This is a genomic window from Thalassolituus marinus, assembly GCF_020320395.1.
Lineage (GTDB): Bacteria > Pseudomonadota > Gammaproteobacteria > Pseudomonadales > Oceanobacteraceae > Venatoribacter > Venatoribacter marinus.
Map to the genome: position 1 here is coordinate 56533 of NZ_JAEDAH010000002.1, position 21116 is coordinate 77648.

Annotated in this window: 24 protein-coding genes and 1 tRNA gene; 14 read left to right on the forward strand and 11 right to left on the reverse strand. The window is 55.0% G+C overall.

Annotation, left to right across the window (positions count from 1 at the left end; genetic code table 11):
- The first annotated feature begins 79 nt into the window (after positions 1-79).
- A complete protein-coding gene (locus tag I9W95_RS00600; RefSeq protein ID WP_225670648.1) occupies positions 80-580 on the forward strand; it encodes a 3'-5' exonuclease in 501 nt (166 codons plus the stop codon).
- A 48-nt stretch (positions 581-628) separates the two neighbouring features.
- Here I9W95_RS00600 and lpxL read toward each other — a convergent pair whose 3' ends face one another.
- The 3 genes from lpxL to hldE are packed head-to-tail and all read right to left on the reverse strand — an operon-like array spanning position 629 to position 3955.
- Positions 629-1567 carry an LpxL/LpxP family Kdo(2)-lipid IV(A) lauroyl/palmitoleoyl acyltransferase gene (lpxL, locus tag I9W95_RS00605; RefSeq protein ID WP_225670650.1) on the reverse strand — a complete coding sequence of 313 codons (939 nt, stop codon included), beginning with the start codon at positions 1565-1567 and terminating at the stop codon, positions 629-631.
- Positions 1560-2528, reverse strand: coding sequence for an ADP-glyceromanno-heptose 6-epimerase (rfaD, locus tag I9W95_RS00610; RefSeq protein WP_225670652.1), 969 nt, complete (start codon positions 2526-2528; stop codon positions 1560-1562). Before rfaD ends, lpxL begins: the two co-directional genes overlap by 8 nt.
- On the reverse strand, positions 2525-3955 hold the full coding sequence (gene hldE, locus I9W95_RS00615; protein ID WP_225670654.1) for a bifunctional D-glycero-beta-D-manno-heptose-7-phosphate kinase/D-glycero-beta-D-manno-heptose 1-phosphate adenylyltransferase HldE: 1431 nt from the start codon (positions 3953-3955) through the stop codon (positions 2525-2527). Before hldE ends, rfaD begins: the two co-directional genes overlap by 4 nt.
- Positions 3956-4095: 140 nt before the next feature.
- Here hldE and waaA point away from each other — a divergent pair, with 140 nt between their 5' ends.
- Complete coding sequence (gene waaA / locus I9W95_RS00620) at positions 4096-5361, forward strand: lipid IV(A) 3-deoxy-D-manno-octulosonic acid transferase (protein ID WP_225670656.1); 1266 nt, start codon at positions 4096-4098, stop codon at positions 5359-5361.
- Positions 5362-5364: 3 nt separating this feature from the next.
- On the opposite strand, the gene phoR (I9W95_RS00625) is transcribed toward waaA, so the two are convergent.
- Both phoR (I9W95_RS00625) and phoB (I9W95_RS00630) read right to left on the reverse strand, forming a co-directional pair.
- Positions 5365-6645 (reverse strand): phosphate regulon sensor histidine kinase PhoR, encoded by a 1281-nt coding sequence (phoR, locus tag I9W95_RS00625; protein ID WP_225670658.1) that lies wholly within the window; start codon positions 6643-6645, stop codon positions 5365-5367.
- Positions 6646-7356 carry a phosphate regulon transcriptional regulator PhoB gene (gene phoB, locus I9W95_RS00630; protein WP_225670660.1) on the reverse strand — a complete coding sequence of 237 codons (711 nt, stop codon included), beginning with the start codon at positions 7354-7356 and terminating at the stop codon, positions 6646-6648.
- 175 nt (positions 7357-7531) lie between these two features.
- Here phoB (I9W95_RS00630) and I9W95_RS00635 point away from each other — a divergent pair.
- Positions 7532-7607: transfer RNA gene (locus I9W95_RS00635), tRNA-Thr, on the forward strand.
- A gap of 47 nt (positions 7608-7654) precedes the next feature.
- Here the strand turns inward: I9W95_RS00635 and I9W95_RS00640 are convergent.
- Entirely contained in the window at positions 7655-8128 is a 474-nt protein-coding gene (locus I9W95_RS00640) for a hypothetical protein (protein WP_225670663.1), read from the reverse strand.
- A gap of 150 nt (positions 8129-8278) precedes the next feature.
- On the opposite strand from I9W95_RS00640, the gene I9W95_RS00645 reads away from it, so the two are divergent.
- Positions 8279-8599, forward strand: a complete 321-nt coding sequence (locus tag I9W95_RS00645; RefSeq protein WP_225670665.1) for a DUF3392 domain-containing protein — start codon at positions 8279-8281, stop codon at positions 8597-8599.
- A gap of 495 nt (positions 8600-9094) precedes the next feature.
- Positions 9095-9871, forward strand: coding sequence for a hypothetical protein (locus tag I9W95_RS00650; protein ID WP_225670667.1), 777 nt, complete (start codon positions 9095-9097; stop codon positions 9869-9871).
- Here the strand turns inward: I9W95_RS00650 and trmH are convergent.
- Positions 9835-10518: a tRNA (guanosine(18)-2'-O)-methyltransferase TrmH gene (trmH, locus tag I9W95_RS00655; protein WP_225670670.1), complete on the reverse strand. Its 684-nt coding sequence runs from the start codon at positions 10516-10518 to the stop codon at positions 9835-9837. The genes I9W95_RS00650 and trmH overlap by 37 nt on opposite strands.
- A 98-nt stretch (positions 10519-10616) precedes the next feature.
- Here trmH and cysZ point away from each other — a divergent pair, with 98 nt between their 5' ends.
- On the forward strand, positions 10617-11429 hold the full coding sequence (gene cysZ / locus I9W95_RS00660) for a sulfate transporter CysZ (RefSeq protein WP_225670672.1): 813 nt from the start codon (positions 10617-10619) through the stop codon (positions 11427-11429).
- A complete protein-coding gene (locus I9W95_RS00665) occupies positions 11398-12339 on the forward strand; it encodes a response regulator (protein ID WP_225670674.1) in 942 nt (313 codons plus the stop codon). The genes cysZ and I9W95_RS00665 overlap by 32 nt, the downstream gene beginning before the upstream one ends.
- A 15-nt stretch (positions 12340-12354) precedes the next feature.
- Here the strand turns inward: I9W95_RS00665 and phoR (I9W95_RS00670) are convergent, their stop codons facing one another.
- From phoR (I9W95_RS00670) to I9W95_RS00685, 4 genes are all read right to left on the reverse strand, one after another.
- Positions 12355-13629, reverse strand: coding sequence for a phosphate regulon sensor histidine kinase PhoR (gene phoR / locus I9W95_RS00670; protein ID WP_225670676.1), 1275 nt, complete (start codon positions 13627-13629; stop codon positions 12355-12357).
- Positions 13626-14324, reverse strand: coding sequence for a phosphate regulon transcriptional regulator PhoB (gene phoB, locus I9W95_RS00675; RefSeq protein WP_225670678.1), 699 nt, complete (start codon positions 14322-14324; stop codon positions 13626-13628). Before phoB (I9W95_RS00675) ends, phoR (I9W95_RS00670) begins: the two co-directional genes overlap by 4 nt.
- A 125-nt stretch (positions 14325-14449) precedes the next feature.
- Positions 14450-15346: a 4-hydroxybenzoate octaprenyltransferase gene (ubiA, locus tag I9W95_RS00680; protein ID WP_225670680.1), complete on the reverse strand. Its 897-nt coding sequence runs from the start codon at positions 15344-15346 to the stop codon at positions 14450-14452.
- A 21-nt stretch (positions 15347-15367) separates the two neighbouring features.
- On the reverse strand, positions 15368-15934 hold the full coding sequence (locus I9W95_RS00685) for a chorismate--pyruvate lyase family protein (protein WP_225670682.1): 567 nt from the start codon (positions 15932-15934) through the stop codon (positions 15368-15370).
- A 180-nt stretch (positions 15935-16114) separates the two neighbouring features.
- Here I9W95_RS00685 and I9W95_RS00690 point away from each other — a divergent pair, with 180 nt between their 5' ends.
- The 7 genes from I9W95_RS00690 to I9W95_RS00720 all read left to right on the forward strand — a co-directional run bounded on the left by I9W95_RS00690 (position 16115) and on the right by I9W95_RS00720 (position 21003).
- A complete protein-coding gene (locus I9W95_RS00690; protein ID WP_225670685.1) occupies positions 16115-16279 on the forward strand; it encodes a rubredoxin in 165 nt (54 codons plus the stop codon).
- A gap of 73 nt (positions 16280-16352) precedes the next feature.
- Positions 16353-17510, forward strand: coding sequence for an FAD-dependent oxidoreductase (locus I9W95_RS00695; protein WP_225670687.1), 1158 nt, complete (start codon positions 16353-16355; stop codon positions 17508-17510).
- 95 nt (positions 17511-17605) lie between these two features.
- On the forward strand, positions 17606-17878 hold the full coding sequence (locus tag I9W95_RS00700; RefSeq protein WP_225670689.1) for an HU family DNA-binding protein: 273 nt from the start codon (positions 17606-17608) through the stop codon (positions 17876-17878).
- 14 nt (positions 17879-17892) lie between these two features.
- Positions 17893-18432 (forward strand): DUF1415 domain-containing protein, encoded by a 540-nt coding sequence (locus I9W95_RS00705; protein WP_225670707.1) that lies wholly within the window; start codon positions 17893-17895, stop codon positions 18430-18432.
- Positions 18433-18485: 53 nt separating this feature from the next.
- Positions 18486-18860 carry an SCP2 sterol-binding domain-containing protein gene (locus tag I9W95_RS00710; RefSeq protein ID WP_225670691.1) on the forward strand — a complete coding sequence of 125 codons (375 nt, stop codon included), beginning with the start codon at positions 18486-18488 and terminating at the stop codon, positions 18858-18860.
- Between the two features lie 110 nt (positions 18861-18970).
- Positions 18971-20248 carry a dicarboxylate/amino acid:cation symporter gene (locus I9W95_RS00715; protein WP_225670693.1) on the forward strand — a complete coding sequence of 426 codons (1278 nt, stop codon included), beginning with the start codon at positions 18971-18973 and terminating at the stop codon, positions 20246-20248.
- The gene (locus I9W95_RS00720; RefSeq protein ID WP_225670695.1) at positions 20245-21003 is read left to right on the forward strand and encodes a hypothetical protein; all 759 of its coding nucleotides are present in this window, start codon (positions 20245-20247) and stop codon (positions 21001-21003) included. Before I9W95_RS00715 ends, I9W95_RS00720 begins: the two co-directional genes overlap by 4 nt.
- The last annotated feature ends 113 nt before the right edge of the window (positions 21004-21116 follow it).

Genomic DNA, 21116 nt, shown 5'->3' on the forward strand with positions numbered 1-21116 from the left:
ACAACTGGTACATAGAGTGCATGGCCGGGAACGGCTAAACTTACTGCAGAATGAATAAAAACCGATAAGGGCTCAGAGTTTGAATACCAGCGTACCTCCCATCATTGACCTCGAAGCGTCGGGCTTTGGCCGCGGCAGCTACCCTATTGAGGTTGGCTTTGCGCTGGAAGATCGGGAAGTGCACAGTTTTCTTATCAAACCGGCAGCGACCTGGCTGCACTGGAGCGATGATGCCGAGAAGATTCATGGTATCTCGCGCGAAATGTTACTCAACGACGGGCTTACACCGCGCGAAGTGGCTCTGAAACTGAATGATATTCTGCGTGGTAAGACTCTCTATTCCGATGCCTGGAGCTTCGACAGTTCATGGATTGGTCGCCTGTTCGACGAGGCGGAGCTGGTACAGCGTTTCCGTATCGAGACCATCAATAAATTACTGACGGCTGAACAGATGGAAGCCTGGCACGACACCAAAAAGTCGCTGTGGTCAGAAATGCACATTGATCGTCATCGCGCTGCGAACGATGTGCAGGTGCTGCAGGAAACCTATGTGCGGGTCGCTCAGCTCTCGGGTGTCTGAATGCTGAACGAACAAGCATAAAAAAACGCCGGCAATTGCCGGCGTTTTTTATTTCCGCTTGTAGAGCAAGCCTTTCTTTTCCGTCACATCAGGTCGTGTCTTAAAGCGCTTGTGCAGCCATAAATACTGACTCGGATGCTGGCGCAGTTGCTGTTCGAGAAAGGTGTTGGCAATCCGGGCATCGGCTTCGTCGCTTTCTCCGGGAATCGCTAACGGCTCGTGAATGGTGATGTCATAACCTGAAAGGTCTGCGCGGCGGAAATAGGTGATCGGCATCACCAGTGCCTTGCCTGCCTTAGCAATACGCGAGGTGGCAGTAATGGTGGCTGTGGGAATACCAAAGAAATCAACAAATATGCTGTTTTTGCGGCCAAAGTCCTGATCCTGGGCATACCAGAGGACATCTCCGTTTTTAAGGGTGCGGATAAAGCTGCGGATATCCTTTCGAGTGAAGCACTTGTCGTACAGACGATCACGGCCACGCTCCATGATGTAGTTCATCACCGCATTGTTCTGTGGTCGATAGCTTACGTTTAGGCGTAAACGGTTACTGATCAGCGAGCCAGCCAGGTCGAGCATAGAGTAGTGGGCGCCCAGTAGCATCACTCCCTGTCCCTGTTGTTGAGCCTGTTTAACTTTATCCAGACCATGGAAAGTGGTGCGGCTGAGCAGGTAATCAGGTTTGCGAAACCAGGCAATCATGGTTTCCATCACCCCGATACCGTTGTCGATAAACACCTGCCGCACCAGAGCAGTCTGCTCCTGTGCTGATTTTTCAGGGAAGCAGAGACGGATGTTGACCTCTACAACGTGACGACGGCTGACTGCCAGTTTGTGCATCAGCAGGCCAAGGCCTTTGCCGAGCTGCAGCTGTGCACGATAAGGCAGACGGGTCAGCAGCATTAATACGCCAACGCCAGCCCAGACCAGCCAGTGTTTAGGGTGCAGCAGTTCGCGCGGTAACGGTGGTATCTTTGTATCAGCCATTCAGCTGGTCCATGTAGTCTTTTACGCCTTCCTCAACACTGAAGAAGGGCTCGTTGTAGCCCGCTGCACGCAGTGCAGAAATATCCGCTTCAGTGAAGCTCTGGTAAGCACCTTTCAGGTGATCCGGGAACGGCATATATTCCTTGCGACCTTCCAGACCGCGTTCGCCGTGCCATGCAATAACTGCGTCTGCCACATCGTTAAAGCTCTGGCAGCGACCTGTACCGAGGTTGAAAATGCCGCTCTTGTCAGCATTCTTCCAGAACCACAGGTTCACTTTGACGACGTCTGCAACATAGACAAAGTCGCGACGCTGTTCGCCATCGCCATAACCGCCACTGCCACCAAACAGCTTACAGATACCGTTGTCTTTCAGCTGATTGTTAAAGTGGAAGGCCACGGACGACATGGAGCCTTTGTGCTGCTCACGTGGACCGTAGACGTTGAAGTAACGGAAACCAACGACCTGGCTTTTAAACAGCTCCGGACGGGTTGCCTGCAGATTGCGCACGTACTGGTCGAACTGCCATTTCGAGTAACCATAAACGTTCAGCGGCTTTTCATGCTGACGTTCTTCTTTAAACACTTCGCTGCCACCGTAAACCGATGCGCTGGACGCATACAGGTAAGCGATGCCTTTTTCGAGGCAGGCGTGCAGCAGAGTTTTAGAATATTCGTAGTTGTTTTCCATCATGAACTTACCGTCCCACTCGGTGGTGGAAGAGCAGGCGCCTTCATGGAAAATTACTTCAACGTTATCAAGAATGCCGTCGTTTGCTTTTACCCGGGCGATAAAATCGTCCTTATCCAGATAATCGGCAATGTCGCAGTCGCTGATGTTGTAGAACTGTTTGCCGTCGCTCAGATCGTCCACTACCAGAATGTCAGTGCGACCCTGTTCGTTCAGGGTTTTAACGATGTTGCTGCCAATAAAGCCAGCGCCGCCGGTAACAATAATCATGCTTCACTCTCCTGAATTTTCTTCACAATGGCTGAGGTTGAGCAGTTGTCTTTAAAGCTCAGGATAATCACCTCGCCGCCGTTGGCCTGCACACACTGGCCGCCGGCAATGTCTTCCACTTTGTAGTCGCCACCTTTCACCAGAATATCCGGCAGCACACTGCAGATCAGACGTTCCGGGGTGTCTTCGCCGAACGGTACCACCCAGTCGACACTGGCCAGTCCGGCCAGCACTGCCATACGGTGATCCAGTGGGTTCACCGGACGGGTTGGCCCTTTCAGGCGTGCTACCGATTCATCACTGTTAACGGCGACTAACAAGCGGTCGCCCAGTGCTTTGGCTTCTTTCAGATACTGCACGTGCCCTGGGTGAATGATGTCGAAACAACCGTTGGTCATTACCAGGGTTTCACCACGGGCGCGGGCTTCCTGCACCAGCAGCAGCAGGCTTTGCTCGTCGAAAATACCTGCACCCAGCTGGTTTTCGCTGCGCAGCTCAGCGCGTAGCTCTTCAGTGGACGCTGTTGCCGTTCCCAGTTTGCCGACCACAATGCCCGCGGCAGTATTCGCCAGCACAGTGGCCTGCCCCATGTCCTGACCAGCAGCCAGAGCGGCAGCCAGTACCGAGATCACGGTATCGCCCGCACCGGTCACGTCATACACTTCACGCGCACGGGTAGGCAGATGGAAAGGGGCGTGGTCGCGCTGCACCAGCGTCATACCTTTCTCACTGCGGGTAACCAGTACGGCTTGCAGATCGTAGTCGGCAATCAGGCTGCGGGCCTTGGTTACCAGCGTTTCATCGTCCTGAGCAGGGCCGACCACGGCTTCAAACTCGCTCAGATTCGGCGTAATCAGTGTCGCACCGCGATAGCGTTCGAAGTCGGTGCCTTTAGGATCAACCAGTACCGGTACCGATGAGCGGCGGGCGGAATCGATCAGACGCTGAGGGTTGCTCAGTGCACCTTTGCCGTAGTCGGACAGGATGACCACGCCAGCATTGGCTACCTGCTGATCGAAGTTGCCGTACAGCTCGCTAAGGTCCGTGGCATCGAAGGCTTCTTCAAAATCGAGACGAATCAGCTGCTGATGACGACTCATGATGCGCAGCTTGGTGATGGTCGGGTGCGTCGGGTGTTGCAGGAAGTGGCAGCTGACCCGTGACTGCTGCAGCATATCGGCGAGTACTCGGCCGTTGTCGTCGTTACCGGCGATGCCCATCAGGTCGACATCCGCTCCCAGGGTGGCGATGTTCAGGGCCACGTTGCCAGCACCACCGGCCCGATTTTCAATATCCTGAATTCTGACCACTGGCACCGGGGCTTCCGGAGATATACGGGAGGTCGGACCTGTCCAGTAACGATCCAGCATCACATCGCCAAATACCAGTACACGGGCGCGGTGAAAGTCGGGCAAAGTCACATTCATGGATCGGTATCACTCGATTGGTATAAAAACTGGCCGGGAGTTTAACACAGCCAGTCGCCGCCCGGCACAGACGATAGCCGCTGAATCAGGTCGGGCCTGTGCTATGATGCCGACCACTTTTGAATGCTGGTCGGACTGCTGTGGCACGCTTTTTCTATACCCTGATTTACAGCCTGTTTATTCCTCTGATCGTGGCGCGTTTGTGGTGGCGTGGCCGCCTCAATCCGGGCTATCGCCAGCGTATTGCCGAACGTTTTGGTCTGATTGGCGACGTCCGGCCGAATGGTCTGTGGGTACATGCTGTATCGGTGGGTGAGACGTTGGCTGCCGCGCCGTTTATTGCCGATTTCCGTGCGCACTATCCGGATGTGCCGGTGACGGTGACCACCACCACGCCAACCGGCTCCGATCAGGTACGCCGTCTGTTTGGCGATGATGTATTCCATGTTTTTCTGCCCTATGACCTGCCCTGGATCTGGCAGCGGTTCCTTAAGCGCCTCGCGCCGGGATTGCTGGTGGTGATGGAAACTGAACTCTGGCCCAACCTGCTGGCGGCCTGTGAGCGCAGGAATATTCCGGTGATGCTGGCCAATGCGCGCTTATCTGAAAAGTCTGCCCGCGGCTACGCGAAGTTTTCCGCACTCACCGCTCCGATGCTGAAACGCCTGTCGCTGGTGGCCGTGCAGAACGCAACCGATGGCCAGCGTTTTCTGTCACTGGGGCTATCGGAGTCTCGCCTCGAAGTAACCGGCTCAGTGAAATTTGATGTGCAGATTGGCGCTGATATTGAGCAACAGGGCCTGGGCCTGCGTCAGCAGTGGGGCGAACAGCGCAGCGTGCTGGCGCTGGCTTCCAGTCATGCTGGCGAAGATGAATTGCTACTCGACCTGTATCCACAATTACAACAGGCCTGCCCGGGTTTATTGCTGCTGTTAATTCCCCGCCACCCGGAACGTTTTGATGCGGTAGCGGCCGCGGCTCAGCAACGGGGAATCGCTGTTGCGCGTCGCAGTCTGGGGAATGTCAGTGCCGATACCCAGGTCTATGTTGCAGACTCTATGGGCGAGATGCTGTTACTGCTGGCGGCAGCTGATCTGGTGCTGGTGGGCGGTAGTCTGATTCCACACGGCGGCCACAATCCGATCGAGCCAGCGGCGCTGGGCAAAGCCACCCTGCTTGGACCGCACCATATGAATTTCGCCGTGATTGCCGATGAGCTGGTGCAGCGCGGTGCGTTGCAGATTGTCAGCGATCAGGCTGAGCAGTTACAGGAGCAATTACAGGGCTATTTGTCGGACAGTGAAGCGCGCCAGAAAATGGGGCGCGCAGGTTTGCAGGCGGTAGCAGATAATCGTGGCGCGGTCAGCCGCCTCACACAACTGAGTGCGGCCTTCCTGAAAATATAAAGATCAGTCGCGACTTTCAACGCGGCTACGATCTTCCGGGATGACAAAGCTGAAAGTACTGCCCTGTCCCAGTGTCGAACTGATATCCAGTACCGAGTCGTGGTGTTCCAGGGCATGTTTCACAATGGCCAGGCCCAGACCTGAGCCACCGATGGATGATTCGCGGGAATCATCCACCCGGTAAAAGCGCTCGGTCAGGCGACCAATGTGTTCTGGCGGGATGCCCGGCCCCTGATCCTTTACTGACACTTTGATACCGTCATACACCGGACGAATGCTGAATTCGATCGGGCCATCACCACCATATTTCACTGCGTTGGTGAGCAGATTGCTGAGCACAGAGCTGAGTTCATCGGCAAAGCCCAGCACTTCGATACGCGTGTCACAGCGATAGCTTATGCGGCCATCACTGATCGATTGCAGCTGATCAACGCTGGAGTAGGCCAGTTGCTGCAGGTCAAACCAGTCGCCGCGCTGTTCGCTGTTGGCACTTTCCAGTTTCGAAAGCTGGATCAGGTCATTCACCAGGCCGGTCATGCGCTGGCCCTGGTTGTTCATTTGTTTGATCGCGCGCTCAAGCGCCGCCGGTAACTCCATATCCTGCAGCATTTCCAGATAGCCGTTAATCACGGTCAGCGGTGTGCGTAACTCGTGGGAAACGTCGGCAATAAAGTTCTGACGCATGGTTTCCACGCGCTTACGTTCGGTGATGTCCTTCACCAGCATGACTTTCTGATCGATACCAAACTGCGTGATCTGTGCCTGCAGGCTGTACTGCTTGCGGTGATTGACGTCGAACTGCAGCGATGAGGTGTAGTCACCCTCATTGAAATAGCGGGTAAAACGCGGTGTACGTACAAGGTTGGTAATGTGTTGCCCGGCGTCTTCTTTACGCAGTCCGAGCAGACGCGTGGCGGAGCTGTTGAAATTGGTGATATGCCCATCCTGATCGATGATCACCACGCCATCATGCAAGGACTCGATCCCCTGGCGATAGCGTTGCAGTTGCGATGCCTGCAGTGCCAGTTTGTTTTTCAGATTCTTTTCGCGGCGGATAAGTTTATCCACGCTGTAACCAATAAGACCGGAATCCTGCGGCGGAGGCCCCTGGCGGAAGCTCCAGCGATACAGAGTCTGCATAGCCCTCACATACATGGCCAGTGCGATTGTCAGGCCAGCGATAAAGCCCCACAGGGCAAAGCCAGCTGACCAGCCAAGAGCCAATCCGGTACCGACGACAATACTGATGCGGACCAGCTCACGTTGCCATGCAATCTGCTGCACTTACGACTCCTTAGCAGATGAATCAACAGGAGAAAAACGATAGCCCGCGCCGCGCACGGTCTGAATCATTTCGTCCTGCTGTTCCGGTGCCAGCGCTTTGCGCAGACGACGGATATGGACATCGACGGTTCGTTCGTCGACGTATACGTTGCCACCCCAGACCCGGTCCAGTAACTGGCCACGGGAGAACACACGATTCTGGTGCAGAACAAAGAACTCAAGTAAGCGGTATTCTAATGGCCCCAGGCTGATAGCCTGGCCAGCGATTGCAGCAGTTTGCGCAGAGCGATCAAGACTGAGCTGGCCAACGGTCAGGGGTACGTCATCGACCAGAGCGTTTGTGCGGCGCAGCACAGCCCTTACTCTGGCAACAAGCTCACGCGGAGAAAACGGTTTGGAAATATAGTCATCGGCACCAGATTCAAGACCATTGATACGGTCGTCTTCTTCCGTTCTGGCGGTCAGCATTATCACCGGTAAATCGGCCGTGGCATCTTCGCGTTTCAGACGACGTGTCAGCTCCAGTCCGGACATCATTGGCATCATCCAGTCGAGGATAACAAGGTCCGGGCGGTCGTTAATAATCATCTGGTGAGCAAGTGCACCATTGGCGGACAGACGGACTTTGAATCCGGCTAATTCCAGACAGGTTTGGATCATATCGCAGATTGCAGGCTCGTCGTCGACGACGAGGATGTAGCCACCACTCACAAGGGCCCCCGATTTTACGGCAAACACAGAGCGCTAATTGTGACACTTTTGTGAAGTTGATGGAGCTATTCTCCGGCAAACTTAGCCATCTTTTTCGTAAAAACGATAATTTTCAGAGAGTTAGAGAAAAAGTGTTGACGACTGCCGGACGTGCCATTAATATCCCGCACCACTTGCCGGTATAGCTCAGTTGGTAGAGCAACTGACTTGTAATCAGTAGGTCCCGAGTTCGACTCTTGGTGCCGGCACCATACAAAAAAGCCCGTCCTTATGGACGGGCTTTTTCTTTTTCAGATGCTCAGAAATGCATCGTCATCTGTAATTCGTAACTTCCCTTGCCGGTCTGGCTCAGATTAAAGCGCATCTCGCCTGCTTCCGGCGTGCCCTGATAAATATCCCATGCGGTCAGGGCGGCAAACTTAACCAGGTCTACACTACGGGTATCTTCACCCACATGGTCCTGCGTTGTTTGAATCATCCAGCTGCTTTTCTGCAGCCAGTTTTCCGGCAGGTCTGAGTCATTCGCCGGGCTGGCATAGGTTGCGGAAAAAGGGGCGATCATGGCAAAACAGGCGGCACACGGACGCAGCCAGCGCTGCTGACGCAGGGTACGCTTCAGTGTTTTTTCGTCCAGATACCCCAGGGAAATTAACGCCTGACCGATGGGCTGTGGTTCTTGTGCCTGCAGAGCCAGGGCCTGCAGAAGTTGTTGCTCATTGATACTTCCACGGCGCAGCAGTAATTGCCCCAGTTGATGTGGCAGTGGTGTCATCCTGTATTCCTCCTGCAGAACTCACTGTTCCAGAATGGCACAGGTGTAACAGAAAGCCAGTTGCTTTGCTTAACAATTGGTTTTTATTCGTAACCGTGCTGGCAGTGGCTCGGGGGCACAGCTAATCTGGCTTCGTTACAGGAGGAAATCATGAACATTTTCAATGAGATAGCGGCCTATGTTCGGCCTCACACCGATGACATTGCGCTGGCTCTGGTGGCAACCTTGCTGGTTATCTTCGGCGATACCATCAATGATCTGGCCCGGCATGTTGTGCGTAAGCAGCCGGTCTGGGCTCGGGTGCTGGTATTCATCGCCTTGTGCACGTTTGGTTACGGGGCGCTGTCGGTGTGGCTGACGCCGGTGCTGGAGCAATATCTGCGTACACTGTCGGCCGGAGCGTTTCTGGCAACGGTGGCAGGGGCGTTTGTTCTGGTGGGGGTTCTTGCAGAGCGCTATCACAGCCGCTGAGGGGGTTTTTCGGCGCTACAAAAAAATCGGGCGGCCAGAACATCCTGTTCTGGCCGCCGCAGCACCCTAGCGCCATCCTGGCTATCTAGATTTTCGTTCTTCCTTGCCGCGATCCTTCGCGGTTGTACTTCCCTGTCAGCATCCTGCTGATTTATTCATCCATGATCGCTATCCGTAGCGTCATCATCCTGATCACTGCAATCCGTGCAGTGCGTCCGTCCCTGTGGAATTAAAGATAGCAGAATCGGCCCTGCGGCCAACCGCCTGTTACCTATACTTACAAACAGATGTCAGCGTTTGTAATTTGAAAAATCCAGTAAAATCAGTGGGTTGGGAATAATCTCTGGTGGATTATCCCTATCTCAGTAGCCTTTTTCCCTAAATCTCGCACCTGCTTGTGCGATATATCTCACAAGCGCCCTGGCGAATCTCTCTTAAGCAGGGATTATTGGAATAGGTTAGAAGTACCAGAGAGGAAGAGACAAAGGTGTATCTGTGTATTATTTGCCGTTAAAAGACGAGGTCGTGACCCTGTTGAAGAAGGGCTTTGTGCCACTTTCGGCGCCAGAAGAGACAAGCCTGCCCGGTTACCGTTCACTGAAGCCAGGCGGAGTGCAGGTGACGGATGAGCAATACCTTCGTCATATGCGTAACAGTTATGCACAACTGCCAGCGCAGCTGGCTGGCTTACTGACCTTTGAAGCGTTCCTGCAGCAGGCGCAACAGAAACGCAAAGATATTGAACGTGCCATCAGTGCCGCTGCAGAGCAGGCTCAGCAACTGGATGCCGGTCAACCGCAGGATTGGCTGTGGCTGACTATGTACAGCAATGCTGACAGCGCGCTGGCCTGGAGTGTTGCCGGGTTTGATAGTGTGTGGCTGGCAATTGATGAACAGCGCTGGCCAGAGGCCGATGTTCAGCCCATACAGTACACTGAGCATTGGCCTGCATCCTTTCCGCAAAGGCTGCTGTTTGATAGCCCGCAGCGAGCCGCGCTGATGCAGGGGCGCGTGATTCTGCCCCGGGAGTCTGTTCCAACCTCTGTTGAGGTCGCGGGGCAGCGTCACTGGTTACTACGGATTCCGCCTCATGCCATTCGACGCATTCTGATTGGCAGCGGCGTCAGTAACCGCTTGAGAACTGAGCTGGGGGCAATGCTGCGACAGGATTTCCGCTATCAGCGCATCCCTGTAGCAACCATGCAGGCTGCAGATATCGGTATGCGCTGGCAGTTTCAGACTGGGTTATTAACCAGTTCAGAGAAGGCCTGAGGGTCCAGAAGTTCGCCATCATCCCGTAGTGGCGGATACGGCAGGTTGTGTTGTTTGCAGATTCTGGTGATCTGCGGCTGGCACCATTCGAAATACAGGCGTTCATATTCCGCATCTGGCAGGCGGCGCTGTTCGTACATGCCGGCCAGTTCGCGCTGACGTTGGGCTTCACTGAGTATCAGAGCGCAGGCAACCGATACATTAAATGAGTTGGTCATGCCGTGCATCGGAATGATCAGGTGCTCATCACACATTTCCGCAGCAACATCACTGACACCTTCTTTTTCAGTCCCCAGCAGAACTGCGGTTGGTTGCGTGAAGTCGTAGTCGCGGTAGTTAATAGCCCGATCGGTGAAATGTGCGGCACAGACTTTGAAGCCTTGTCCCTGCAGATTAGTAATAGCATCGGCGATGGTGTCATGGGTTTTAACATCGACCCAGCTGCCGGCACCGGCGGCCTGATTGCGGCGCACGTGGTATTTCTCTCCGGCCCATACACAGTGAACTTCCGGTATGGCAAACGCATCACAGCTACGGACGATGGCGGACAGGTTGTGCTCTTTTTTCACTTCATCCGTCACCACCGTAAGATCCGGCTGGCGCAGGTTAAGTGTTTGTACAATGCGTTGCAGACGTTGCGGCGTCACGGATAATCCCCCGGATGACTGGTTAATACCTGGTGGGCGGTTGGCCCTGAACGGCGGGCATTGTATAAAAGCCCTCCCCCTGATGCACGGAGACAGCCATGAAAGGCAACCCTTTCGCCGGATGGCACTATGTTTGGCGCGGATTCGGTATGCTGAATCAGCCCGGATTACGGATGTTTGTTGTTATACCCCTGTTACTGAATATTGTGGTGATGAGCGCTGCAACCTGGTGGGGCGGGCAGCAGATCAGCTTGTGGATTGAACAACTGACGAACTGGCTGCCGGATTGGTTGTCCTGGCTCTACTGGTTACTGATGCCAGTGGCAATTCTGACGCTACTGTTTGTACTGGCGTATTTTTTCAGCACCATTCTGGTGGTGATCGCCAGTCCGTTTAACGGTTTACTCAGCGAGCGGGTGGAAGCCATGAACGGCAGCCTGATACCCGATGAATCGATCATGAGTACGGTTAAACGTACCTTTGGGCGCGAGCTCACCAAGCTGCTGTATCTGTTGCCGCGCTATTTCGGTTTGCTGGTGCTGAGTTTCATTCCGGTTGTTAATCTCGCCAGCCCGGTGCTGTGGTTCTGGTTCGGCAGCTGGGTCGTTGCCCTGCAATATGTCGACTATTCCTACGATAATCATCGCGTCGCGTTTACTGATACCCGCCGACGGGTGGGGCAGGAAAGCTTTACCGCGCTTGGTTTTGGCGGACTGGTGGCGTTTCTGATGATGATCCCTGTTGTTAACTGGTTTGTGATGCCCGCGGCGGTCATCGGCTCAACACTGATGAGACTGGAGCGCTTCCCGTTTGATGGAACGGGCAAAGATGCAGGAAGCGACTATGCTGAAATCAGTACTGACCCAAATAGGCTGATGCATGGCAGCTCTGAACGTTCTGGTGGTGGATGACGCAGCGTTTATCCGCGACCTTGTAAAAAAAGCGGTGCGGGATACTTACCCGGGCTGTGATATTTCTGAAGCAGTGGATGGTCGCAAGGCCATTTCACTGATGAACAGCAAAAATATCAATCTGGTTCTCTGCGACTGGGAAATGCCGGAGGTATCCGGTATTGAGGTGTTGCAGTGGATGCGTGCAGATGAGCGCTATAAAGCCATTCCTTTCATGATGATCACCAGTCGCGGTGAGCGCGACCACGTGGTTAAAGCCGTTGAAGCCGGAGTATCCGATTACATCGGCAAGCCTTTCACGCGCGAACACTTCGTCGGCAAAATCACCAAGCTGGTGTGGAAGCACCTGAAAATAAAACCCTCGCAGGCTGAGAGTAAAGATCCTCGAGCGGCGGGAGCTGCCAGTGTTCTCGGGGCGACACAGGCAGGCACCAAGCCGGCATCTGGAGATCTGGGTGGGGCTTCGGTGCTGATGGGGGCTGCGGCAAAAACGCCCCCACAGGTTAAAGCGTCAGCGGATATGGGCGGCGCCAGTGTACTGATGGGTGGCCAGGCGGAAAAACCTGCCGCTAAAGCTGCAGCTAAACCTGCGGCACGAGCCAAAGGGCTGGCGAGTGTTCGCTTCGGTTCCGGCGGCACGGCGAAACTGGTCATCAAGGATATCAGCCTGCAGGAGCTGATCGGTGTTTTCCGCCGTGAAGGTCCGCCGCCCGCTTTGCTTGAGCAGGTGGTGCTGGATATTGTTGATCAGGACTCGGGCGACGTCGCCCGGATCAATGGTTACGTACGCATGATGCAGGCGCAGGAACCGCACCCGGAAGCCGAAACCATTCAGATCATTATCCGTTATGTGGATGACGACCCGGAGAAGCTGGCGACCTTATCCCGTTTTATCGCCAAAGTACGTTAAGCGCGAACCCATACGTTACAGTGGAAAACGGCACACAAAGGTGCTTCCTTTTCCCATTTCGCTGTCTATTTGCAGATCGCCACCATGGCGCATTAACACGTGTTTGACGATGGCCAGTCCCAGACCAGTGCCTCCGGTTTCTTTGCTGCGGCTCGGGTCGGCGCGATAGAAGCGTTCGGTCAGGCGTGGAATGTGGTGGGCGGCAATGCCAATACCGTTGTCTCTGACTGTCAGGCAGGCATGTTTGTCCTGCTCAACCCATTCAACGTGAATTTCTCCACCGTCGGGTGTGTATTTCACGGCATTGAAAATCAGATTAGAGAAGGCACTGCGTAGTTCATCACTGAAACCGGCGATGTTTGCGGGTCCGGATAACTGAAGTTCAATGCGGTGACCGCGATCATTACTCAGAGCTCGGGCGTCGGCGCAGATCTGCTCCAGCAACGGCTTTACTGCAACCGGCAGCGGCTGCTGCTTGCTGGTTGTTTCCAGGCGAGACAGGGCCAGTAAATCTTTAATAATGGCTTCCATGCGCTGACTTTGTTCGCTCATCTGCGACAACATCCTCTGCCAGCGTTGCGGTAGCATCTCCGCGGCCATGCCCATGGTTTCAACGTAGCCGGATAATACCGTCAGCGGCGTGCGCAGTTCGTGGCTGACATTGGCAACGAAATCCTTACGCATCTCTTCCAGTTGTTTCAGGCGAGTGACGTCGTGCACCAGCAGCAGCCGGTCGCGGCGGCCGAACAATGTGATACTGAACATCAGATGCTGGTTTTTATTCACTGGCGACGGAATGGTCAGCGCGTCCTGATAGTCGGCCTTGTCAAAATACGTTTTGAAGGCAGGGTCCCGAATCAGGTTAGTCACTGGCTGGCCGACATCGACGGGTGAACGCAGCCCCAGAAACTCCTGCGCTGCCTGATTCCACCATTCCAGGTTGCCATGGCTGTCGACCATCAGCACAGCATCCTGTAACGCTGCGGTGGAATCCTGGATACGGTTAATAACGGACTGCAGTTTATGCTGGTAGCGCAGGGTGCGCTGCTGCAGTTGCCGCGTTTCGGCGAAGATCGCACCCCAGATTCCGAACGTTGACGGTAACGGTGCGTTTTGCGGCGAACGCAACCAGCGATGCAGGCGCGACAGTTGCAGCAGTTGCCAGCCAAGATAGCCGCAGAGCACCAGTGCCAGCATCCAGCCGGGCTGGTGCAGAACATAGCCAGCGCTGAGCGCCAGCACGATCAGGTAACTCAGGCGGCGCAATTCCCTGCGCCATACCTGTGTCATGAAGCTTTGGTTGAGAAGCGGTAGCCGGTGCCGCGTACGGTCTGAATCAGGTGGTCATGAGCTTCGCCCAGTGCTTTGCGCAGGCGGCGGATATGAACATCCACGGTGCGCTCTTCCACGTAGACGTTGCCGCCCCAGACCTGATCCAGCAATTGCGCACGAGAATAGGCGCGTTCCTGGTGGGTCATGAAAAACTGCAGCAGACGGTATTCCGTCGGACCGATTTCAACCGGCTTGCTGTTCGAGGTGACGCGGTGGCAGACCGGGTCCAGCATCAGACCGCTGACTTCAATCGGCTCTTCAATACCCTGCGGGGTTGCACGGCGCAGCACGGCTTTCAGTCGTGCGACCAGCTCGCGTGGCGAGAAGGGTTTGGTGATGTAGTCATCCGCACCGGCATCCAGCCCCTGCACCTTGTTATCTTCTTCACCCTTGGCCGTGAGCATGATGATCGGCATTTCTGCCGTCAGATCATCGCGCTTCAGGCGGCGGGCAAACTCAACACCACTGGTGCCTGGCAGCATCCAGTCGAGCAGAATCATATCGGGCTTACGGTCAACAATCTGCGAGTGAGCCTCCTGGGTACTGGCTGCTTCAAGGCACTCGTAGCCAGCCATTTCCAGAGCTACTGCGATCATCTCCCGGATCGGAGCTTCATCATCGACGATCAGTACCGTCTTACCTGCTTTACTCATAGTCGTCACGCAAGTGTCATAATCCTATATTGCGGACGTATTACACTGGTGATTTGTTACAGGGATGTGACAGCAGACGCCTTACCGCACGAATAGCTGATAAAGCGCCTGATCAGAGGGGGCTTTCAGCTGAACTGAGCGAGCAGGTAGTGGAGCAGAATGCCGATCCAGATGATCAGCCCGAACCAGTGGCTTTGGCGAAAGGCAGTAAAACATTCTTCGCGGCCACGCGAGCGGATGGACCATAGCTGCCAGGTAAAAAACAAGGAGCCGGCGCTCAGCGCCAGCCAGAACGGCCAGCTCAGGGCCAGCTGTGACCCGGCAGACAGCAGGCAGAAAACCGCAATGCCCTGCAGCACCCCGATCATGAAAATATCCAGATCAGCGAACAGAATGGCGGTGGATTTCACCCCGATCTGCAGGTCGTCATCACGATCTACCATGGCGTACATGGTGTCATAAGCTACGGTCCAGGACAGATTGGCAGCGTACAGCAGCCAGGCTACCGCCGGCACTTCATTGCTTTGTGCGGCAAACGCCATCGGAATGGCCCAGGAAAAAGCAGCGCCGAGAAACACCTGCGGCAGGTGCGTGTGGCGTTTCATAAAGGGATACAGCGCCGCCAGAAACAGACCGCCAAAGGACAGCAGAACAGTGTAGGTGTTGGTCAGCAGTACCAGCAGAAATGACAGTCCGACCAGAATGCCAAAGCCAGTCAGTGCCTGGCGTGAGGTCAGGCGTCCGGTCGCCAGCGGGCGATCCGCGGTGCGTTTGACATGGCCATCCACCTTACGGTCGGCAAAGTCGTTGATGACGCAGCCGGCCGAACGCATCAGAAACACACCGAGTATAAAAATCACCACCAGAGCAAAATCTGGTCGGCCTTCAGCCGCGACCCACAGTGCCCACAGGGTTGGCCATAACAGCAGGTAGGAACCAACAGGTTTATCCAGGCGGGTAATCGCAATCCAGTCCTGCCACTGCGGCCAGTGACGGTTGAGCAGATCAGTGATAGCGGTCATGCGGGTATCCGGTTGTTGCGGTTAGCAGGCGAAATCGGCTAGTTCGGAGGCAAAGGCTTCCGTTACCAGCAGTGGTTTGCCGTGCAGGGTAAATACTGAACGGCGCGACCATTGTACCCCCAGATCATTGGCTCTGCAGTGGCTGACTTGCAGCGGAGTCCGTCGCAGTGACGGCTGACGGAACAGGTAGCTGCCCAACGAACGGTTGCCCAGGCGGCGCAGGCGGGTCTCGTCACCGCGTAAGCTGGACAGCGGGATGGCGGTGCGGGCGTAGACCAGTGGTGTATCGCCGAGGCGCAGAATAACCTCCCTGACCCAGACACTCTGGCGGGCGGACAACTTCAGCGCCTGCTGTTCAACGGTGGTTGGTCGGCCAGTGTATTGCTGCACAACCTGAACATTGAAGGTGCCGGGACGCAGTGCGCTTATGCGGGCAGTCAGTGAGCCCTGATCCAGCAGCCAGTCACGCCAGAAACGCGGTAATTGCCATGCCGGTACTGTGTTGCGGTCTGACCAGCCGGGGGCCGGAGGGTGCATAATGCTGGCAAAATGATGGCGGCTGTGGCCACTTTGGGCGTGAAATTTCATGAAATTCCGTGACGTGCTCAAACGTGATAGCAGGCCACGCCTGCAGGCGCGCAGGATGCGCTAAAAGTGCAGATCAGGCAAGGGCGGTGCGGAAATGCCCGGAATTGACCGTTGATTTTCCGGGGCCTGCTGAGTAGTTTTAGCGCCTTTCAGAATATGTGACATAGACAGGTAGTGAAAATGAAAAAGTGGCAATGTGTAGTTTGTGGCTGGATTTATGATGAAGAGCTGGGCGCTCCGGAAGAAGGCATCGCTCCTGGTACTCGCTGGGAAGACGTTCCGGCTGACTTTATCTGCCCTGATTGTGGTGTAGGTAAAGACGATTTCGAAATGGTTGAAATCTGAGTCGACTCGCCGCCTGCCGCAACGCAGAAATCCTCTGCGTTGCTCCCCCTCTGTTTTTACCCCGGACTGAATTATGACGAAAGATACCGCTCCTGTTGTGGTGATCGGCACAGGCCTCGCCGGTTATAACCTGGTCAAGGAACTGCGTAAGCTGGCACCGGAACAACCGATTCTGATGATCACTGCCGATGACGGCCGCAACTACTCCAAGCCGATGTTATCCACCGGCTTTGGCAAAAATAAGTCGGCGGACGAACTGGCGATGGCATCTGCTGCCGACATGGCAGAGCAGCTGAACATTGTGATCCGTACCAATACCCGCGTAACGCACATTGATCCGGCAGCACATCGTATTTTTATCGGTGAGGAGCCGGTTGAGTACAGCAAGCTGGTACTGGCCTGGGGCGCTGAAGCAATCCGTAGCCGCGTTGAAGGCGATGCGGAGGAGTTGATTTACTCCATCAACGACCTGCAGGACTACGCGGCTTTCCGTCAGGCGGCGGATGGTAAGAAGAAAGTTCTTATCATGGGTGCGGGTCTGATTGGGGCTGAATACGCCAATGATATGGCTGCTGGTGGCTTCGATATCGATGTCGTTGCCCCGTGTGAGCATCTGCTGCCATCGTTACTGCCTGCGGCGGCTGCCGATGCCGTTCAGGCTGGTCTTGAAGGACTGGGCGTTCGCTTCCACCTTGGCCCGCTGGTTAACCGCATTGTGCGGGAAGGTGAGGGGGTTCGTGCCACACTCACCAACGGTGAAACCATTGCTGCGGACGTTGTTGTTTCTGCAATCGGTCTGCGCCCGCGACTGGATCTGGCGGTTAAGGCCGGTCTGCAGGTTAATCAGGGCATTCTGGTTAATCGTCGTCTGGAGACCAGCGAAGCCGACATCTACGCTCTTGGCGACTGCGCTGAAATCGAAGGACGAGTGTTGCTGTATGTTCTGCCGCTGATGGCTTCGGCCCGCGCACTGGCGAAAACGCTTGCTGGCGAAGCTACCGACACCAGTTTTGGCGTGATGCCGGTGACGGTTAAAACACCTGTAGTACCTGTGGTGGTATCGCCTCCGGCTGCCGGAAGCAGTGGAAACTGGTCAATCGATGGCGAAGGTGCCGATATTCAGGCCGAATTCCGTGGCGAAAGTGGCGAATTGCTCGGGTATGCTTTGACCGGAGCCAGGGTTATGAATAAAGTAGCACTCAACAAAGAGCTGCCGGCGATTATGCCTTAAGCCTCAGCTCTGACTGTGCGCCAGGCGTTACAGGACGAGACACTCCCCCGGGGATCGGGGGTTTATACAACTCCTAAAGTTAAGGATATTTATCCATGCGTAAACCAGAACTGGCTGCGGCTATCGCGGAAAAAGCCGATCTGAGCAAAGAAAAAGCCTCTGAAGTTATCAATGCCATCACTGATCAGATCGCCAAAGCCCTGAGCGAAGGTGACTCTGTGAGCCTGATCGGTTTCGGTACTTTCGAAGTACGTAACCGTGCAGAGCGTCAGGGCAAAAACCCTCAGACTGGTGAAGCGATCACTATCGCTGCAGCCAAAGTACCGGCTTTCAAGCCAGGTAAAGCGCTGAAAGAGGCCGTACAATAAGTACGCCTGAGCTGCTGACCCGGGAATGGGTCAGGCAGCTGGTTATTGGCGAGGGGCTCTGTCCCTTCGCCCACCCCGTTTTCGATACTCTGCTTATTCACGTTAGTGACAGCCCCGATGCAGACACAATCACCATGGATTTTATCCGGGTGCTGCAAAACGTCGCTGAAGCCGATTCTCAGCAGTTACCTACTGCACTGTTCGTTACGCCCGCTGCGTTTGATGATTTCGATGAGTACTGGAACTGGTCGCTGATCTGCGACAACCTGCTGGTGCAGATGGGCTACGAAGGCCTGTTACAGCTGGCGACGTTTCATCCTGATTATCTTTTCGAGGGCGAGGATGAAGAGGACATGAGCCACTTCACCAACCGTTCTCCATTCCCCATGCTGCATATTATCCGCGAGGATGATATTGAAAATGCACTGGCCAGTGTCCGTTATCCGGAGCGTATTCCGGAACGAAACCGCCAGCATATGCGCCGTCTAGGCAAGGAAGGACTGGTACAAAGGATGCCCGCTCTGGCACAATCGCGCCTCTTCCGGGCAAAGTGATACCCCGTACAACCGGACTTCCGGAAGACCTTTTACAACCCAGAGGAAGTTCCATGATTAAGTTCCAACTGTTGCTTTGGGCTCTGGCACTGCTGATGAAAAAAGCAGCGCGCAAGAACCCGGACTTCACCAAGCAACTCGAAGGTAAAAACTTCGCGTTCCAGCTGCAGACTGAAGATGGCAAAGTGACCCGTCACTTTGTGATCGCAAACAACAGCATTCGCAGCAAAGGTAAGGCTCACAAAGACCCGGCATTTACCATCAGCTTCACCGATGCGGCTACCGGTCTGCGTATCCTGACCTCTAAGGATAAGAATGCGTTTATGAAAGGCATTCAGGATAAGGACATTAAAATCTCTGGTGACCTGTCCAAAGTGATGTGGTTCCAGAGCATCAGCAAATACCTGAAGCCACGTAAGAAAAAGTGATCATTGCCGCCGACAGGAGGCAGTGTCCGGGTGACCGGATTCATTTAGCTGTTATGATAAAGCCCGCACCCTGCGGGCTTTATCATTTATAACCCAGTGAAAGGACCCTCATGACGCTCACCCGGAAAATTCTGATCGCTATGATCGCAGCCATTCTGCTGGGCAGTCTGGCGCAGACGTTACTGGCCGAAGCTGGCGCAGACAGCACGTTGCGCTACGTGTTTCATGATCTGCTGAGTCAGGGGCTGTTCCTGCTTGGCGGTAAGTTATTTGTTGCCAGTCTGAAGGTGCTGGTGGTGCCGCTGGTGTTTGTTTCACTGGTCTGTGGCGTTTGCCATTTACGCGACCAGAGCTCACTGGGCTGGCTGAGCCTGAAAACCATTTCGCTGTATCTGGCGACCACCGGATTAGCCATTACCATCGCATTGATACTGGCGAGCTGGTGGCAGCCTGGTGCCGGAGTGAACATGACCGTTGATGGTGGCTATACGCCGCCGCCAGCGATGCCGTTGATTGATGTACTGGTGAATATTTTCCCGACTAACCCGGTGCAGGCCATGGCCGAGGGCAAGATGCTGCAGGTGATTGTTTTTGCTCTGCTGATTGGCGTTGCCATTGGTCGCAGTGGTGAGCCCGGTGAGCGCATTGGCCGACATTTCAATGACTGGAATGAAGTGCTGATGAAGCTGGTCACGCTGTTGATGGGTTTTGCCCCGTATGGTGTGTTCTGCCTGCTGTTTACGCTGTTTGCCGAGCAGGGTATTGGCAAGGTTGGCGATCTGGCGGTGTATATGCTGACGGTGGTTGCGGCTTTACTGGTTCACGGTCTGCTGGTGTATCCACTGTTACTGAAAACCCTGTCGGGACTGTCGCCAACGGTCTTCCTGCGTAAAATGCGCAACGTACAGTTATTCGCTTTCAGTACCGCCTCCAGCACGGCGACGGTGCCGGTGACCCTGCGTGCAGTCGAACAACGCATGGGCGTTAAAAATCGCGTGGCGGCGTTTGCTGTGCCCCTGGGAGCAACCATCAACATGGATGGCACGGCTATTATGCAGGGCGTGGCAACGGTCTTCATTGCACAGGCGTTTCAGCTGGATCTGAGTATGCTGGACTATCTGACGGTCATTCTCACCGCTATGCTGGCATCGGTTGGTACAGCAGGTGTCCCGGGAGTTGGTCTGGTCACGCTGGCGCTGGTGCTGCAGCAGGTTGGCTTGCCGGTGGAAGGTATCGCCCTGATTATCGGCGTTGACCGTATTCTCGATATGATGCGCACGGCGGTGAACGTCACCGGCGACGCCATGGTCTCGGTCGTGGTTGCTAACAGTGAAAATGCGATCGATAAACAAACCTACAACAATATTCAGGCAGGAGAGCAGCAGTGATCAGAAAGTCTCTGGTGACTGCCATGATGTGTCTGGCCCCGTTGGCCAGTGCTCAGGCGACCGATATTCCCGCAGACGCGGTTGAGACAGAAATCAGTGACGAGGCAGTACAGCAAGCCGAAGCTCTGGCACAGCAGATACGTGACATCATTCTGGTATCCGGCATCACCGGCTTAAGCGAGCAGGCGCGCAATGTTGCGCAACAGGTACTGCTGGAACAGAACGCTCTGATCGGCCAGCAGTATGACGTGGTTGATCGTCTCAGTGCACGCTGGTCGCCAGCGGCGGTAGAGGCTCGTCTTGATGCCATTGTGTCGGCCATGGCGGAAGAGCAGAGGCTTGAGTTACTGCAGCAGTTGTCGGCTCAGCCGCTGACCCGTGCGCGTCAGAAGGAGCAGTCTGCGATTGTTGATCAGTCGTCAGAAAGCTATCAGAGCTATGTGCAGCGCTTGCGTGCTCAACCACCGCCAGCGGCGCGGGTAGCGCTGATTGCAGAACTGGACCGTGCGATGAAGTTCTCTGAGCTGCTGCTGCTGACTCGTCAGCAGGTTTATCCACAACTGCAGGCGGTGCTCAGTGACTGGCAGCCGCCACAGAACTGGCAGGCCGATGTGCAAACGCATGTGCAGGAATTTCTGCTGTATGTTCACCGCACCACGCCAAACAGTGAACTGCAGCAACTGATTGGTCTGTATCGCTCTCCGGTACTGGAAGGGTGGCTGAGTTCCGTTAAGGGCACTCTCGGCGCCAGCTGATAACAGACGTAAAAAAAGCCGCTGATGCGCACTGCTGTCCCACAGTTTTAAAGGTATCTGTTTTCTATAAACGACTTTTAAATCCGCAGTGCCTATTGCCTACCAGGGGAACT

Coding starts and splice junctions, on each gene's coding strand:
- ubiA (WP_225670680.1), bottom strand. CDS start 15,346: ATGACCGCTATCACTGATCTGCTCAACCGTCACTGGCCGCAGTGGCAG.
- I9W95_RS00665 (WP_225670674.1), top strand. CDS start 11,398: ATGGCAGCTCTGAACGTTCTGGTGGTGGATGACGCAGCGTTTATCCGC.
- I9W95_RS00710 (WP_225670691.1), top strand. CDS start 18,486: ATGATTAAGTTCCAACTGTTGCTTTGGGCTCTGGCACTGCTGATGAAA.
- I9W95_RS00695 (WP_225670687.1), top strand. CDS start 16,353: ATGACGAAAGATACCGCTCCTGTTGTGGTGATCGGCACAGGCCTCGCC.
- I9W95_RS00640 (WP_225670663.1), bottom strand. CDS start 8,128: ATGACACCACTGCCACATCAACTGGGGCAATTACTGCTGCGCCGTGGA.
- phoB (WP_225670678.1), bottom strand. CDS start 14,324: ATGAGTAAAGCAGGTAAGACGGTACTGATCGTCGATGATGAAGCTCCG.
- I9W95_RS00715 (WP_225670693.1), top strand. CDS start 18,971: ATGACGCTCACCCGGAAAATTCTGATCGCTATGATCGCAGCCATTCTG.
- I9W95_RS00685 (WP_225670682.1), bottom strand. CDS start 15,934: ATGAAATTTCACGCCCAAAGTGGCCACAGCCGCCATCATTTTGCCAGC.
- cysZ (WP_225670672.1), top strand. CDS start 10,617: ATGAAAGGCAACCCTTTCGCCGGATGGCACTATGTTTGGCGCGGATTC.
- rfaD (WP_225670652.1), bottom strand. CDS start 2,528: ATGATTATTGTTACCGGCGGCGCTGGCTTTATTGGCAGCAACATCGTT.
- hldE (WP_225670654.1), bottom strand. CDS start 3,955: ATGAATGTGACTTTGCCCGACTTTCACCGCGCCCGTGTACTGGTATTT.
- phoR (WP_225670676.1), bottom strand. CDS start 13,629: ATGACACAGGTATGGCGCAGGGAATTGCGCCGCCTGAGTTACCTGATC.
- I9W95_RS00700 (WP_225670689.1), top strand. CDS start 17,606: ATGCGTAAACCAGAACTGGCTGCGGCTATCGCGGAAAAAGCCGATCTG.
- I9W95_RS00645 (WP_225670665.1), top strand. CDS start 8,279: ATGAACATTTTCAATGAGATAGCGGCCTATGTTCGGCCTCACACCGAT.
- I9W95_RS00690 (WP_225670685.1), top strand. CDS start 16,115: ATGAAAAAGTGGCAATGTGTAGTTTGTGGCTGGATTTATGATGAAGAG.
- lpxL (WP_225670650.1), bottom strand. CDS start 1,567: ATGGCTGATACAAAGATACCACCGTTACCGCGCGAACTGCTGCACCCT.